General features: G+C 67.1%; 10 protein-coding genes and 1 riboswitch. Of the genes, 5 read left to right on the forward strand and 5 right to left on the reverse strand.

Annotation, left to right across the window (positions count from 1 at the left end):
* Window positions 1-2: 2 nt before the first annotated feature.
* From EDF58_RS21620 to EDF58_RS21630, 3 genes are read left to right on the forward strand one after another with little or no spacing between them, the layout of a single operon-like run.
* Window positions 3-1,610: a TolC family protein gene (locus tag EDF58_RS21620; RefSeq protein WP_132269336.1), complete on the forward strand. Its 1,608-nt coding sequence runs from the start codon at window positions 3-5 to the stop codon at window positions 1,608-1,610.
* A complete protein-coding gene (locus EDF58_RS21625) occupies window positions 1,603-3,747 on the forward strand; it encodes a type I secretion system permease/ATPase (RefSeq protein ID WP_132269338.1) in 2,145 nt (714 codons plus the stop codon). Before EDF58_RS21620 ends, EDF58_RS21625 begins: the two co-directional genes overlap by 8 nt.
* Window positions 3,744-4,961: an HlyD family type I secretion periplasmic adaptor subunit gene (locus tag EDF58_RS21630; RefSeq protein ID WP_132269339.1), complete on the forward strand. Its 1,218-nt coding sequence runs from the start codon at window positions 3,744-3,746 to the stop codon at window positions 4,959-4,961. Before EDF58_RS21625 ends, EDF58_RS21630 begins: the two co-directional genes overlap by 4 nt.
* A gap of 35 nt (window positions 4,962-4,996) precedes the next feature.
* Here the strand turns inward: EDF58_RS21630 and EDF58_RS26160 are convergent, their stop codons facing one another.
* The 5 genes from EDF58_RS26160 to EDF58_RS21655 form a co-directional block, all read right to left on the reverse strand.
* Window positions 4,997-5,509 carry a hypothetical protein gene (locus EDF58_RS26160; RefSeq protein ID WP_207913091.1) on the reverse strand — a complete coding sequence of 171 codons (513 nt, stop codon included), beginning with the start codon at window positions 5,507-5,509 and terminating at the stop codon, window positions 4,997-4,999.
* A gap of 216 nt (window positions 5,510-5,725) precedes the next feature.
* Window positions 5,726-7,387: a YbaL family putative K(+) efflux transporter gene (gene ybaL, locus EDF58_RS21640; RefSeq protein WP_132269341.1), complete on the reverse strand. Its 1,662-nt coding sequence runs from the start codon at window positions 7,385-7,387 to the stop codon at window positions 5,726-5,728.
* Between the two features lie 247 nt (window positions 7,388-7,634).
* The gene (locus EDF58_RS21645; RefSeq protein WP_132269343.1) at window positions 7,635-10,184 is read right to left on the reverse strand and encodes a sulfite reductase flavoprotein subunit alpha; all 2,550 of its coding nucleotides are present in this window, start codon (window positions 10,182-10,184) and stop codon (window positions 7,635-7,637) included.
* 170 nt (window positions 10,185-10,354) lie between these two features.
* Complete coding sequence (locus EDF58_RS21650) at window positions 10,355-11,698, reverse strand: hypothetical protein (protein ID WP_132269345.1); 1,344 nt, start codon at window positions 11,696-11,698, stop codon at window positions 10,355-10,357.
* A 45-nt stretch (window positions 11,699-11,743) separates the two neighbouring features.
* Window positions 11,744-12,871, reverse strand: a complete 1,128-nt coding sequence (locus EDF58_RS21655; protein WP_132269346.1) for a low specificity L-threonine aldolase — start codon at window positions 12,869-12,871, stop codon at window positions 11,744-11,746.
* A gap of 65 nt (window positions 12,872-12,936) precedes the next feature.
* Window positions 12,937-13,048: riboswitch (SAM-I-IV-variant riboswitch) on the reverse strand.
* A 178-nt stretch (window positions 13,049-13,226) separates the two neighbouring features.
* On the opposite strand from EDF58_RS21655, the gene EDF58_RS21660 reads away from it, so the two are divergent.
* Together EDF58_RS21660 and EDF58_RS21665 are read left to right on the forward strand one after the other, a co-directional pair.
* Complete coding sequence (locus EDF58_RS21660; RefSeq protein WP_132269348.1) at window positions 13,227-14,882, forward strand: histidine kinase; 1,656 nt, start codon at window positions 13,227-13,229, stop codon at window positions 14,880-14,882.
* The gene (locus EDF58_RS21665) at window positions 14,879-15,541 is read left to right on the forward strand and encodes a response regulator transcription factor (RefSeq protein WP_132269350.1); all 663 of its coding nucleotides are present in this window, start codon (window positions 14,879-14,881) and stop codon (window positions 15,539-15,541) included. Before EDF58_RS21660 ends, EDF58_RS21665 begins: the two co-directional genes overlap by 4 nt.
* Window position 15,542: the final 1 nt, after the last annotated feature.

Genomic DNA, 15,542 nt, shown 5'->3' on the forward strand with positions numbered 1-15,542 from the left:
GCATGGCGTTTACGGAGTGGAGGGTCGCCGGAACGGTGGGAATCGCCGTCCTGGGGATCGTGGGTAGTCGATGTCACGCACAGGAACAGGATAATACGCATGCCGTAATCGCCTCGGGCGAACTGCCGCCGATCGGTAGGCAGGAAGTTCTCCCGCCGGGCACCGCCACCTCAGGCACCGTGGCGCCGCAATCCGCGGCGCCCGGTGTCGGGGCTGCGCCGAACGCCGTCTCTGCGGCGAGCGTCGCAGCCGTTCCGCAAGATGGCCAGGCTGGCTGGGCGCAAGCTGTTCCACCGCCGCCGCAAGGCCTGCCTCCCGGCTCCGGTCAGGCAGCTTCCGGGCAGCCGGGCGAAGATCAGTCCGATGCCCCGTTGGTGCCGGGCCGGCTCGACCTCTCCGATGCCGTGGTGCTCACCTTGATGCGCCACCCGGAGATTTCGCGCGCCAACGCTGCCCTGGCGCGGGGGCGGGCCGATCTCGGCGCGGCCAAGTCTGCCTGGACGCCACAGGTTTCCTATCAGGCCAATCTCGGACCGAACATGCTTTCCGGCCGCAACACGTCCGGTTTCAACGAAAACATGGCCGGGCCGAGCGTCTATCTGCAGCAGCAGGTCTGGGATTTCGGCCGCTCCAAGGGAGAGATCGGCGCCGCCCGTTCAACCATGCGTCAGCGCCGATATGAATTGGAATCCGTCGCGGACCAACTGGCGGAGCAAGGCGCCATGGCTTTCCTGGAGGTCAAGCGCTTCGAACTGCTTTCGGTAGAGGCCCGCAAGCAAGTGGAGGAGCTGGAACGGCTGCGCCACCTGATCGGCCTGCGGGTCAACGCCGGCGTGTCCGACAAGTCGGACCTCATGCTCGCCGATGTCCGGGTGGAAAGCGCCCGGGGAGAGGCGATCCAGGCGGAAACCTCGCTCGCCGTTGCGCAGTCCGGCCTGCTCAATCTCATCGGCGATCTTCCGCAGAGCTATGAGGACCCGACCGCACAGATATCCCGCTTCGAGACGGGCGACGACGAGCCGGACTATGACAAGCTGCCCGCGGTGGTGGCCACGGAACAGGCCGAACATGCCGCCGCCTCGAAGATCGGCCAGGCCAAGGCCGAACGCTACCCCCGGCTGGGCCTCCAGCTCGGCTACACGCGCAACAACTACACCTACAACACGCGCGACAATTCCTTCGCGGGGATGGTGACCGTTACCGGAGACCTCTATCGCCGCAGCAACCACTACCTGATCGAGGCCGCAGAGGAAGATCGCCGCGGGGCCGAGGCGGCGCGCGACTCCGCAGTGCTGGAAGCACGGGGCAAGGCGCTTTCGGCCCGTCAGCAAATCCGCGCCGGGCAGGCCCGCATCTCAGCCTATTCCCGCCAGGAAGAGCAGGCTGTCACCGCCAGCCGCATTTTCTTCGAGGAATACAAGCTGGGCAAGCGCACCCTTACGGAACTGCTGAACACCCAGCTTGAAATCTACCGCGCAGCCAGTTCGCGCATCGCTGCGCAATACGACATCATGGAAGCGCGCGTCCGTTTCGAAAACGTCAGCGGCACCTTGCGGCCTTCGCTCGGCCTGCCTGCCCGCCTGCGTGAGGAGGAAGACTTCGATGGCTGACAGCGCCGATATCGTCCAGCCGCCCTGGACCGCCGCCGTCGCGGCCCTCGGCACTCTGAAAGGCGTGCCGGTGGGCGCGCAGGAACTGGCGAAACGCCTCTACTGGTCCGAAGGCCTGGACGCCGAGAAGACCCTTGTCCACGCCGCGCGCCTCTCGGGGCTGGACTTCCAGATCGTGAACATGCGCGTTGACGACGTGCCGCAACTGCTGCTTCCGGCCATCGTCGAACTCAACGACCAGAGCACGGCGATCCTACACGCCCGGGACGGGCTGGGCGTGCGCGTTTCCATGCCCGGAATGCGGCACGATGCGCCCGTGGAACTGTCGCTCGACACGTTCCGCGGCCGCACCACCGGCCGCGTCGGTTTCGTGGAGCCGCTCTCCACGCGTTCGCGCGATGCCCGGCTGGACGAATTCCTGCGGGCACCTTCGCGGTCCTGGCTGTGGGACATCATCATGGCCGACCGGCGCGGCTATGGCGAAGTGGTGCTCGGGTCGGTCTTCGGCAATCTCCTCACGTTCGCGACCTCGCTCTTCGCCATGCAGGTGTGGGACCGGGTGATCCCGGCCCAGTCCGTCCCCACGCTATGGGTGCTGGCGCTGGGGACCGGGCTGGCGCTGTTCCTGGAACTGTTGCTGCGCACGGCGCGCGTCCAACTGGTGGACCGCATCGGCCGGCGCGCCGACATCGCGATTTCCTCGCGCATTTTCGCCCGCGCGCTGGACATCCGCAACGATGCCCGTCCGCGCTCGACCGGCGCGCTGATCGCCCAGTTGCGCGATGTCGAGCAGATACGCGAAATGCTGACGTCCACCACCGTTTCGGCGATGATCGACCTGCCGTTCATCCTGCTGTTCCTGGTGCTCTTCGCCTTCCTGGCGGGACAATTGACCTTCGTGCTGATCGGCGCGGCTGTCCTGATCCTGCTGCCGGGACTGCTGCTTCAGCGCCCGCTGGCCCGCCTCGCCACCGAAGGCATGCGGGAAGGGGCGCTGCGCAACGCGATCCTGGTCGAATCGATCGAACGGATCGACGAGATCAAGTCGGCACAGGCCGAAGCCCGTTTCCAGTCGCTTTGGGAACGCCTGACCCTTGCCGGCACCCGTGTCGGCGCCGAACAGCGCTTCCTTTCCGCGCTTTTCGTCAACTGGACGCAGACGCTTCAGCAACTCGCCTATACGGCCGTCGTCGTGGCGGGCGCCTTCAAGGTCATGGAAGGCGACATGACGATGGGCGCGCTGATCGCCTGTTCGATCCTCACCAGCCGCGCACTGGTCCTGTTCGTGCCGTTCGGGCAGATATTCACCCGCTGGCAGAATGCCAAAGTGGCGATGACCGGGTTGGAGGACCTGTTCGACAAGCCGGTGGACCACGATCCCGAACGCGGCCTGCTGCGCCGGGCGACGCTCAACGGCTATTATGAAATCAAGGATTTGACATACGCTTACGATCGCGATGGACCGCTTGCACTGAAAGTGGAGCGTCTGTCGATCCGCGCCGGGGAGCGCGTGGCATTCCTCGGCCGGATCGGGGCGGGCAAGTCCACGCTGCTCCGCTTGCTGTCGGGCCTTGCCTGGCCGACCAGCGGCGAAGTGCTCCTGGACGGGACGAACCTGACGCTTATCAACCCCGTCGATGTCCGCCGCGACACGGCCTATCTGGGGCAGGGCGCGCAGCTCTTCCTGGGCACCATCCGCGAAAACCTGCTGATCGGCGCGCCGGGCGTGAACGACGAACAGATCCTCCACGCTCTGGCCGTAACCGGGGGGCTGCCGCTCGTGCAGAACCAGCCGCAAGGTCTCGACCTGCTGCTGCAGGAGGGCGGCGCCGGGCTGTCCGGCGGGCAAAGGCAGACGCTGCTCCTGACGCGCGCCCTGCTGCGCAATAGCAACATCCTTTTGCTCGACGAGCCTTCCGCTCCGCTCGACGACATCAGCGAGCGGGCGCTCGTCGCCAACCTTGGGCAATGGCTGCGCGGCCGCACGCTCGTGGTCACCACCAATCGGCCGGGTCTGCTCGAACTGGTCGACCGTATCGTCGTCATAGACTCTGGCCGCATCGCGCTGGATGGGCCGAAGGAAAAAGTGCTCGGCGCCCTGGCCGGACCGGCCGGGATCAGGGAGAAGCAGGTATGACGGCCGGTAACCCCACAAGCGCGATTGCCGGCGGCGGCCTGCTCGAGGGCCTGCGCGGAGAGGAAGACAGCCGCTGGCTGCGAACCGTGGGGCGGCTGCGGATCATCCCGATCCTCTCGGTGGGCATCCTGGCCTTCCTGGTCTGGAGCTATTTCGGCGTGCTGGACGAAGTGACGGTCGGTTCCGGCAAAGTCACGCCGCCGTCGCGCTCGCAGGTGATCCAGAGCCTTGAGGGCGGGATCGTCAACGGCATCTTCGTGCATGAAGGCGATATCGTCCGCCCCCATGAAAAGCTCGCCACGCTTGACCGCGCGCGCTTCAGTTCGATGCTGGGCGAGGCGGAGGCGAAAGCGCGGGCGCTGGAGGCGACCGCCGCGCGGCTGGAGGCTGAAATCAGCGGTGGCAGTCCCAACTTTCCCGCGTCGGTCAAGGAGACACCCGGTCTCATGGCGCGCGAGCTTGAGCTGATGCGATCGCGGCGCCAGAACCTCGATGTCGCGACGGCCAGCATGCGGCAGTCTCTGGCCCTGACCCGCCGCCAGCTGGCCATGACCGAGCCGCTCGTCGATCTGGGCGCTGCGAACCAGGTGGAGATCATCCAGCTTCGCCGGCAGGAGAACGAGATACAGGCCAAGCTCGATTCAATGCGTAACCAGTACGTCATCGATGCCAGCGCGGACTATGCGAAAGCGCGGGCGGAACTGGACCAGGTCACCCAGGTCATCGGCGGTCGCCGCGACCAGCTGGACCGCACGATCCTCTATTCACCCGTTCGCGGCATCGTGAAGAACCTGGAAGTGACCACCATCGGCGGCGTGATCCAGCCGGGCGGTTCGCTGATGGAAATCGTGCCGCTGGAGGACCAGCTCCTGATCGAATCCCGCGTGCAGCCGAGGGACATCGCCTTCATCCGTCCGGGGCAGCCTGCGACGGTGAAGATCACCGCATACGATCCCTCGATCTACGGCACCCTGGCCGGGACGGTCGATCGCATTTCCCCCGATACGCTCCAGGACGAGGTCCATCGCGATCAGGTCTATTACCGTGTCTATGTGCGGACCCAGCGTTCGACCTTGCGCGCCAAGAACGGCCATGAATACGCGATCATGCCCGGCATGGTGTCGACCGTGGAGATCAGGACCGGGCGGAAGACGATCCTGCAGTACCTCATGAAGCCCATCAACAAGGCAGCCGAAGCGATGCGCGAACGCTAGAAAACGCCGGGCCTGCTCAGGTAGCAATCATCCTGTCAGACGCGCTGGCAGGACGAATTGGGAACCCGGCCCGGCGCCTTGCCGAACTTGGCTTGCACCCGGGCAAGGAAAGGACGGCTGCGCGCCTTCGGTTCCGGATCGCTGCAGCATGTGGCTTTCCACGTCCGCGCGCGGACTTCCAGATCCTGATTGGCGGCAAGCTGGGTGCGGTCTCCGAGTGTCTCGGTCGAGGATTCGCCTGTGTTGCAGATGTCGTCCACGCGGGCGACGGGACCGCCCGCGCCGCCGCCTCCACCGGCTCCGCCGCCACCACCTCCGCCACCGCCCCCGGCTCCTCCCCCGCCGCCACCGCCACCGCCGGCTCCACCGCCGCCGTTTCCGCCGCCGGCATGTCCTCCGGACTTGGCGATGGCGGGCGAAGTTAGTGTCGTGGACAGGAGCATGGTCATGGTCGGCGGCACCAGCAGCGAGTATTTACCGCAGGCGGTCAGGAACGAGCGGCGATCGCTGTCCCCTTCCGGTCCATTGAAGATTTTGGGCTTTTCCATGACTTATCTCCGCATTCCGCCCCAGTCATGAAAGTACAGGAACGTCGCGGGCTGTTAAGCCGCTCTTGAGGATGGCCCGCCCTCACCAGATTTTCGAAGCGCTACGCCGTATGGCACCGGCAGCTAACACGCTTTTGCAGGGCCGCTTCGGATAGCTTAGGAGAAATTCACCACTCCCGCCCGGCGATCAGCCAAATGGAGGAACCGGGGCCGCATTCAGGCGGGCTCGCCGCTGCCCTGGCGCCGCGACGATTGCAGAAGCTCCAGCAGGCGGCGGGCGATCTCGCGTTCACCCATCACGACATGGTCCGCGCCGATCTTTTCGAGGTGATCGACCTCCTCGTCGGAATGCGCCCGTGCGAGGATCTGGATGTCGGGATTTCGCTGACGGGCATGCTGGGCGATCACGCCGGCTTCGAAACCTTCCGGTATGGCGATCATCAACCGCGTGGCTTCGCCGATGCCCGCTTCTTCGAGAATATCCATGCTGGAGGCATTTCCCTCCACCACTTCATGGCCGATCTCCCGCGCCGAACGGGCCAGGTCGGCGCGTTCTTCCACGATGACCATCTGGCGGGCCTCGCCGGAGATGCCTTCCGCCACCAGCCGTCCGACCCGGCCGTAGCCGACCAGCACCACGCGCTCTCCGGCTGCGGACGGCGCGCGTCTTGCACTCTCCGACGCGGCCACGGACTTGACGATGCTGTGCCGCCCGGCCAGCCAGCGGAAGAGCAGGGGATTGGCGAAGATCGAGAAGATCGCACCGGCCAGGATGAGGTCGCGCCCCTCTTCGGGCAGGACGCCAAGTTTGACGCCCAGCGCGGCCAGCATGAAGGAGAACTCGCCGATCTGGGCGAGACCGGCGGCGACCGTCAGCGCGGTATGCAGCGAGTGGCCGAAGAACCGCACGATGGCGATGGCGGCCAGGGATTTGCCGAGGATGACGATCAGCACCGTGGCCAGAACCGCGCCGCCATGCTCCACCACCACCGCCGGGTCAAACAACATGCCGACCGAGACGAAGAACAGTACGGCGAAAGCGTCGCGCAGCGGTAGGGTCTCTTCGGCGGCGCGGCGGCTGAGCTGCTTCTCTCCCATGACCATGCCGGCGAAGAAGGCGCCCAGCGCGAAGGAGACGTCGAAGACGTAGGCCGCTCCGAACGCGACGCCCAGTGCGATCGCCAGGACCGCGAGGCGGAACAGCTCGCGCGAGCCGGTATGGGCGGCCCAGTGCAGCGCGGCCGGGATCACCCGCTTGCCGACGATCAGCATGAGCGCGATGAAGCCGCCGACTTTCGCCAGGGTCAGGCCGATCATCCACGCCAGTTCCATGCCCGATTGCGCGCGTCCGTTGGCCAGGCCGGCGAGCGCGGGCAGCAGCACGAGAACCAGCACCATGGCCAGATCCTCGACGATCAGCCAGCCGACCGCGATGCGGCCGCGTTCGGTGTCCATCAGCTTGCCGACCTGCATCGCTCTCAGCAGCACCACGGTGCTGGCCACCGACAGCGCGAGGCCGAACACCAGGCCGCCGGCAAGGTTCCAACCGAGCCAGGTCGCCAGCCCCGCTCCCAGCGCGGTGGCGAAGGCGATCTGGAGCACGGCACCGGGCACGGCAATCTTGCGGACCGAGAGCAGGTCGCGGACGGAAAAGTGCAGGCCGACGCCGAACATCAGCAGGATCACGCCCAGCTCCGCCAGTTCGTTCGCCAGCGCGCTGTCCGCCACGACGCCCGGCGTGAACGGGCCGACCAGCACTCCGGCGAAGAGATAGCCGGCGACCGGCGATATCCTCAGCCGGTGGGCAACAGCGCCCATCGCGAAGGCGGCGACCAGACCGGCGACGACCGTTGCGACGAGAGGCGTACTATGGGGCAATCGGGACTCCTGGCGTGTTTCACCACCGGCGAATCCTTCACTCCACGGTCGAGACGAAAGCGACGGCGATTGCGGCCGCGACCATCGATCCGACCAGCAGGAGCGGCAGCAGCCACCCCGGAGCCATGTTACGCCTACGGACCATCGCCGGTTCCTTTCCGCTTGCGTTGACGAACCGCATATTGCTCAGGAACCGGCTTCCTGTTGGTGTCCGACGCGTTTCGGAATGTTTCTCCGGGCCGGGGCCTCAATAGATGTCGCGGCGGTAGAGCCCGGCTTCGGCCATCCCTTCCAGGCGCTCGTCGCCAAGCGCCGCGCGCAATGCGGCGTCGACGGCGGGGGCCATGCCCTGAAGGCTGCCGCAGACCATGATCGCCGCGCCGTTCTCCGCCCAGTCGCGCAAGTCGGCTTCAGCCTCGGCGCAGAGGTGCTGGACGTAGCGCCCGCAATCGGCATCGCGTGACCAGGCGCGGTCGAGCCGGGTGAGGGTGCCGCGTGCCAGCCAGTGCTCGATCTCGTCAGGCAGCAGGGCGTCGTGATCGCGATTGCGCTCACCGAACAGCAGCCAGTGACCGCCGCGCCCAGCCGCTTCGGAAGCGCGCAAATGGCCGCGCAGTCCGGCAAGGCCCGTGCCGTTGCCGATCAGGATCATCCGCCGCGGTCCGGCAGGGCCGGCCACGGGCGCGTGGAAGCCTTCATTGCCGCGCAGCCGCAGGGCGATCTCGCTGCCGAGCGGGGCGAAATGCGTCAGCCAGCCAGAACCCAGCCCCAGGGTGCCGTCGGTTCGTTCGACTTGCCGGATGAGCAGGTCGAGGCGGCCGTCCGCCGGGATCGATGCAATCGAATATTCGCGGTGAGGCAGCGGGCGCAGCGCGGCCAGAAGTTCCTCTGCAGTGGCGACGGGATGGTCGGGAATCAGCGCCAGGGCGAGGTGGTGGGCCAGCGGCTGGCCCCTCGCCATCTCCGACCCGGCCAGGCCGCAGTGAGCCAGATAGGCCGCGACGCGGGCGGGATCGTTGGCGCCGGGGAGCACTTCGGCAATGTCGCCGGCCTGCCAGGCAGCGCTGCCGTCGCAGGGCTCCAGACTGACGAGGAAGGCGGGGCCGCCGGCACTTCCGGCGTTGAGCCGGCGCCGGTAGGCCAGCCGCCAGCGGGAATAGGCGGCAGGTTCCCAGTCCGGCATGTCCGGCTCGGCGCCGAGCGCGGCGAGCTGCTGCTGCCACTGGCGCTGGGCGTCGGTGTCGTCACCGTCGACCTCGATCATGTCGAACAGGCGGCGGGCGCCGCCGGCATGGAGCCAGCGGTCTACCGAATGGCCGAAGGCGCAGAACTCGGGATATTCGCGGTCACCCAGCGCCAGCACGGCATATTCGAGATGATCGGCGCCGGGAGGCGTCGCCATGGTCTGGCGTGCGAAGCGGCGCGCCGGGTCCGGCGGTTCGCCTTCGCCATACGTGCTGACCACGAAGAGCGCGCGGTCGACTTCGGAGAGCACGCCTTCGTCCACGGCCGAAAGCGGCAGCACGCGCGCGCCGCCCAGTGCCGAGGCAGTTTGCCGGGCGAGACGCTCGGCGCCGCCGGTCTGGCTGGCGAAGGCGATCAGCATGTCGCCGATCCCGCCCGCGGCGCCGGGGCTGCCTGCGGGCTGGCTCGCCGTCGCTTCGGCCACTTCCGCCAAGGCGCGTTTGCGCTTGCGGCGGGCGAGATAGAGCAGCAGGCCGGTGACGGTGAACAGGGGCATCGTCAGGCTGGTCAGCAGGAGCAGGATGCGTCCGCCGATGCCGAAGAAGGCGCCGCGGTGCAGCTCGTACATGCTGGTGGTGATGACCTTGCCGAGATTGCGGTCGGCATAGCGGTCCGCCTTGACGAGCTTGCCCGTCGCAAGGTCCACCTTGAGATCGTCGGTCATGCGGTCGTGGCGGGCATCGGCCAGCAGGACCCGGAACGTCGCGGGTTCGTGCCCTTCTGGCAGCGTGACGGAAATGGAGCTGTAGCGGCCGTCCATGGCGGTCATCACGGTGGGCCAGGCGCGCAGGAGGCGCGGCGGGGCTGCCGGGTCCTGGGCATGATCGGGCTTTGCGCCGCCGTGTCCGCCTTCCTCGCGGCTGGTCTTGCCGGTGAGGGTGTAGAGCACACCCTGGCGGTACCAGTCGTAGGACCACCAGAGGCCGGTCATGGCGCTGAGCAGATAGACTAGGGCCACCCAGCCGCCGATGACGGCATGGAGCGCGCGATAGAGATTACGGCCGCTCTTCCTGAGATCGAGCACGAGCCAGGCCCGCCAGTCGAACGTGCGACGCGGCCAGCGCAAATAGAGACCGGAAATGGCGAAGAACACCAGCGAGATCGCCGAGAAGGCCGTGATCTGGCGGCCGATGCCGTTGGGGCCGCCGGGCAGGGCCAGCCAGCGGTGCAGGTTCTCGATCGTGCGGAAGAAGCCCGCGCCGGTCGCCTGGCCCAGCAGCATGCCGCTATGCGGGTCGACAAAGCTACGCTCGCCGCGCCGCTCACCTTCCCGGGCCGCGAACTGGACGGTCCAGGCCGCGTCGGGATCGCTCTCCACGTTCAAGCGCTCCACGGCCTGGCCGGGGCGCTGGGCGGCGGCGCGGGCGATCACTTCGTCGGGCGAAAGGGCGGGGCCGGTGGCGTGGGAGAGCGTGACGATGCCCGGGCTGAGGGCGCGCATGATCTCGTTTTCGAAACTCAGCGTGGCGCCGGTCAAACCCATGACCGCCAGCACGAAGCCGGCCGTGATTCCGAGGAACCAGTGAATTTGGAACAATACTTGCCGCGTCACCCTGATCGCTTTCCGAAAATCTGGTGGCGCCACTCACCGTTACCCTGGAAAGCAGGTGCCGATAAGCATCCCGAACTTTCGCCAGCTTCCCCTCCATTTGCTCCGCTAATGAGATACAATCGCAATAGCAATGGGGATTTCACACGTTTGCGGGATCGACGGGGGGAGCGCTATTCGTCCAGGTCGCGGAGGTTGAGCGCCTGTCGCAGGGCCTCGACGGCCGGGGTGGTCTCGTCCTTGGGCGTTCGCGTCCAATAGTCCAGGTGCTGGAAGCGCAGGCGCTTGCCCGGCAGCTTCACGTCCTTCACGCCGGCGCCGAAATGGCGCGCCACCGGGCCGGAGATGGGATCTCCCAGAACCAGCAACGAGGTGGGAAACCAGTGGTTTGTCCAGACGGTCGGCGCGAAAGGCGCTGCGTGATGGGGGATACGCGCGCCTTTGCCTTCGGGATAGGAGAACTGCCGGTTCCGCTCGCTCCAATATTCGAAGAGCGGCGGGTCGACGGGAAATTCGCGCCGGTTCTTTCGGCGCTCGAAGGCGGCGGCATCATCGGCCAGCAGCAGGTCCGCCTTGCCCAGCGGCGAGCCGAGCGTCACCAGGTCGCTCACCAGCCAGGGGGCTTCCGGCACACCGGCCAGGGCGCGGCGATAGGCGCGCTGGGCATTGCGCCAGGCGGGCAGGGCGGTTTCCTCCAGGGCAGAATCGCCCCCGCGCTGGGCCGCTTCGAGTACCGCCCCGGCCTTCTCCAGCGCGGTCAGTCGTTCCAACAGGGGCGAGCCGGCGGCATGGAGCGCCTGAAGGCGAAGCGGATCGAGCTGAGCCCAGGCCTGGGTCAGGATGTCATAGGCGATCACTGAGCCGAGGCTGTGGCCGACCAGCACGATCCGGTCGTACTCGCCGCTCTCGGTCAGCTTGCGCAGCAGCTCGACGCCGCCGGCCCGGATCCGCTGACGGGCTTCGACATTGTCCGGCTCCGCGCGCAAGTAGCGTGCCGCGTCGCCGACATAGGGCACCAGCATGCCCACGATCACGCTTGTGAGCGCCGGGCCGATCAGGCCGGGCAGCAGCGTCCACCAGAGGCGGTGATCCGCTTCGTCGCCGGACAGGAGCTGCCAGGCGACGATGGCGATGGTGATCGCCAGGCCCACCAGCCAACCCGCGATCCAGTAGGGCAGGTAGGCGCGGGGAATGCTCTGCGGGCTGCGGAAGAACAGGGAGGCGATCCAGCGGCCGATCCCGGCCACCGTGTTGCCGATCATCATGTGCGCCCAGTAATACTCGAAAAAGTCGACGCGGCGGGGATCGGGCGGGTCGAAGTAGCGCGTCGTCACCCGGCGCAGTTCGAAATTGTCCGAAGTGACGTCGGGCTTGGAGTAGACGGTATTGTCATAGCCCGCGACGAGCGAGCGGTCTTTCGACCATGCCGCGTCGATGAAGCTCCAGAGCGTGTCCATCGGCCGCTGCTCGCCGATGCCGTGGACGAGAATGACTGCCGTTTTGCGCACTTCTGCCAAGGATCGCCCCCCGTCTCGTCACGAAGGGCGATCGTAACATGCAAGTTATGCGGTGTTTACTGCCAATTCCTCAGAGCTTCTCTGAAAATTCGCGGTCCCCGAACCTTGCGGCACGAGGGTGCTTTCCCGCGCCAGCGCGATCACATCGGCGGCGAGACGGTCGACTTGGGCGGGGTCGGCATCCCAGGCGAACATGAACCGCGCACCGCCGCCGATGAACGTGTAGAAACGCCATCCCCGGGCGCGCAGCCCGTCCAGCACCGGCTCGGGCGCGGCCAGGAACACGGCATTGGCCTCCACCGGGAAGATGAGGTCCAGTCCTTCGATCCCGGTGACGGCGCCGGCCAGCCGGCGGGCGCAGGCATTGGCGTGGCGGGCATTGCCCAGCCAGGCGCCGGTTTCCAGCACGCCGATCCACGGCGCCGAAAGGTAGCGCATCTTCGAGGCGAGCTGGCCGGCCTGCTTGCAGCGATAGGCGAAGTCCTCGGACAGCGCGTGGTCGAAGAAGATCACCGCCTCGCCCGCCGCCATGCCGTTCTTGGTGCCGCCGAAGCAGAGCACGTCCACGCCGGCCTGCCAGGTGATCTGCGCCGGCGCACAGTCCAGGGCGGCGCAGGCATGGGCGAAACGGGCGCCGTCCATGTGCAGCTTCAGCCCGAGTTCGCGGCAGGTCGCGGAAATCGCCTCGATCTCGGCCACGGTATAGACCTGCCCGGTTTCGGTGGGCTGGGTGATCGTGACGACGCGGGGCTTGGGGAAGTGGATGTCCGAGCGGCCGGTCGCCAGGCCGCGGATGGCGGCGGGGGTCAGCTTGCCGTCGGCGCTTTGGGCGACGAGCAGCTTGGAGCCGTTGGAGAAGAACTCCGGTGCGCCGCACTCGTCCGTCTCGACATGGGCCGAGGACGAGCAGATCACCGAGTGGTAGGACTGGCACAGGGCGGCCAGCGCCAGCGAATTGGCGGCCGTGCCGTTGAAGGCGAAATAGACGTCGCAGTCGGTGGCGAAAAGGTCGCGGAAGGCGTCGGCGGCGCGGCGCGTCCATTCGTCCTCGCCATAAGCGGTCGCGGAGCCGCGGTTTGCCTGCTCCATGGCGTTCCAGGCTTCCGGGCAGATGCCGGCATAGTTGTCGCTGGCGAACTGCTGCGTGGGTCCTGAGGGGAACTGTTCGGACATGCGGTCTTCCTTCTGGCGCGCGATGGACTTCGGGCGAGCCGGGGAGGAACGACGGCGATGCAGCTGGAAAACCCGTTTGTTGCCGGTCCGGCCACATCCCTTCGCATGTCTGCGAAGGTACCACCTTGCTCGGGAGCAGGTTGGTGCCGGGCGCGATCCCGACTCTTGATGCTGGGGCGCTGACTAGGCCCGGCGCCCGAATTCGTCAATCGGTTCTGCGGATTCGACCGCACACTTATCCCTTTTCGCAGGCCGATCAGCAGTAAGTCTGACTCGACGAAATTGCGGCAGCTTCGTAGCTTTTTCCTACGCTTCCGGCCGTTATGCCGCGCGGGCGCGAGGAACCGAAGAACACATGGGGCGGACTTTCGACGCGACGGCATCCGGCGTCAGCCGGGCACGCAATGCCTTGCTGATCACCGATCCCAATCGGCTGATCAGCTATGGACGGCTGATTACGGCGATCTTCGCCGTCATCGCGATCTATCTCGACCCCACCCAGCCCAGCCGCTACCGCGCGGAAGTGCAGGACGTGCTGGCGATCTACCTCGTCATGGCGATCGTGCTGGTGGCCGTGCCGATCCGGCGGCCGGTCGACAGTCCGGTCCATTTCCTCGTCCATGTGCTGGACACCGCCATTCTCGGCTGGCTGGCGTTCCTGACCAACGAACTGACCAGCCCCTTCTTCTCGTTCCTGCCCTTCACCTTGCTGGCGATGACCGTGCGCTGGGGCTTCATGGGCGCCATGATCGGCGCGGTCATGCTGGAAGTGGTGCTGTTCACGATCGGCATTCCCGACATCCTCGACGGGGAATCGGAACTGAACGTGCTGATCATCCGCACCGTCTACTTCCTGGTCTGCGCGGTGATGCTCGGCTATTTCGGCGCCTACCGCGAGAGCAGCCGCGAACGGCTGGCGCGCCTGGCGGGCTGGCCGATGGATGCGGGCGTCGGCGACCGGCGCGGCTGGCTGGCGGAACTCTGCGGCCATTCCGGCGCGATCACCGGCTGCGAAAGCCTGATCCTCATCTGGCGCGAGCAGGACGAGCCGACCGGGTTCATCGCCCACTGGCGCAAGGAAGGCCTGCGCCTGCTGCCGCTCGACCCGGCGACGTTCCGCAGCGTCTTCGCGGAGGCGCGGCTGGACTTCATGGACCGCACCCGCGCCAGCCTCGTCAGCCCCGCAGAAATGTCCGGATTGACGCTGGCGCTCGATGCGCTGGGATTGCCGCGCCCCCTGCCGCACGACTACGCCGTGCGCTCCGGCTTCTCGGGCCTGCGCTTTCGCGGCGCGATGATCGTGGTGGACCCGGACGGCCGCCCCGAAGATGCCCTGGCCCTGACCGAGATCATCGCCGCGCGCACCGGTTCCGAGCTGGAGCACGTCGAGCTTGTGGCACGGCGCGCCGACAGTGCCCGTGCCGAGGAGCGCAGCCGTTTGGGACAGGACCTGCACGACAGCGTGCTCCAGGATCTCACGGCGACCAGCCTGAAATTGCGCAGCCTGGCCGCCCGTGAACCCGACGTGGCGCAGGACCTCAAGGCGATCGAGGAACTCGTCACCGAGCAGCAGCGGCGCATTCGCCGCTTCGTGGAGGAACAGCGCGACGTCTATGCGGACCAGCCCACCGACATGGTGGCGGACTTGCGCCGCCAGGCGGACCTGCTGGAGAAGAAATGGGGCGTCACCGTCGCTTTCGACTGGCACGGCCGCTCCACCCACTTGCCGCGCAACCTGGTGGAGGAAGTGATCGCGCTGTTCTCCGAGGCGACGGCCAATGCCGTGCGCCATGGGTCGGCCACTCGCGTCGCACTGGAAGCGCGGCGCGTGGGCAGCGCGCTCGAACTCGGCGTGGTGGACAACGGGCGCGGCCTGGGACCGGCGGCGAACGGGATCGGCCCGGTTTCGCTCCGCAGCCGCGCCATGCAGCTCGGCGGCTCGATCGCGCTCAATGACAGTGCCGACGGGCTGCGCGTCACCATGGTCATCCCGCTGGACGAGGCGGCATGAGCGTCGTGAACCTCAAGACCTGCCGGGTCCTCGTTGCCGACGACCATCCGCTGCTGCTGCGCGGGCTGGCCGACCTGCTCCAGGCGACCCGCGAAGTCGAACTGGTGGAAGCGACGGGCAGCGGTACGCGCGCCTTGGCGGTGATCCGCGACAAGCGGCCCGAAGTCGCCGTGCTCGACGTGTCGATGCCCGATGTCGGCGGGCTGGCGATCCTGCGCGCCATTCGCGAGAACGGCTGGCCTGTGCGGGTCATATTCCTCTCGGCCACGATGACCGGAAGGCAGATCGCCGAGGCCATCGGGCTTGGCGTCTGGGGTTTGCTGCTGAAGGACTATGCCTCGGATTCGCTGCTGGATTGCCTGCATGAGGTCATGGCCGGCCGCAAGTGGCTGCCCGAAGACCTCGTGGCCAAGGCCAAGCGCGGCGGCGGCGTCGATATCGGCGGCGAGATCGCCAGCCTGACGCCGCGCGAAAAGGAGATCAGCGCGCTGGTCTGCCGGGGCTTCTCGAACAAGGCCATCGCCGGGATGGTGGGATCGACCGAAGGCACGGTGAGCATCCACCTGCACAACATCTACCGCAAGCTCGACATTTCCAGCCGCACCACCCTGGCCACGCTTTTCGTCAAGTATCAGTCCCAGATCAGCGACAACGGCTGAC

Source organism: Novosphingobium sp. PhB57, from assembly GCF_004342985.1.
Classification (GTDB): domain Bacteria; phylum Pseudomonadota; class Alphaproteobacteria; order Sphingomonadales; family Sphingomonadaceae; genus Novosphingobium.